Source organism: Stenotrophomonas sp. SrG (assembly GCF_050031795.1).
GTDB classification, from domain to species: domain Bacteria; phylum Pseudomonadota; class Gammaproteobacteria; order Xanthomonadales; family Xanthomonadaceae; genus Stenotrophomonas; species Stenotrophomonas rhizophila_A.
Genome location: NZ_JBNBBE010000950.1, coordinates 1 through 242, shown reverse-complemented (window position 1 = coordinate 242; position 242 = coordinate 1). Strand labels below are relative to the sequence as shown.

General features: G+C 67.8%; 1 protein-coding gene. It reads left to right on the top strand.

The genetic code is table 11. The annotated features are described in order from the left end of the window. A partial coding sequence (locus tag ACQG3P_RS22305) for a hypothetical protein (protein WP_426806271.1) occupies nt 1-242 on the top strand: 242 nt, incomplete at both ends.

The following is a 242-nucleotide window of genomic DNA, read 5'->3' as shown; positions in this document are numbered from 1 at the left end:
CACAGCCTCGTCCACGCCCACATTCCAGCGTTGCTGTCGCCGGTGCGCGGCGTGATCAACACCGTCATCGCACCGGTCCGGAGCGCCGTGCTTGGCGGCGTGGTGGACAACCTGCTGGGCCTGCTCGGCATCCGCAACGGCCAGGCGGTATTCACCGTCGAAAGCATCTCGCAGAGCTGCGCGGCCTCCGTGCAGCTGGACAAGACGCTGGCGCCCACCACCGACCCCGGACTGTTCAACCT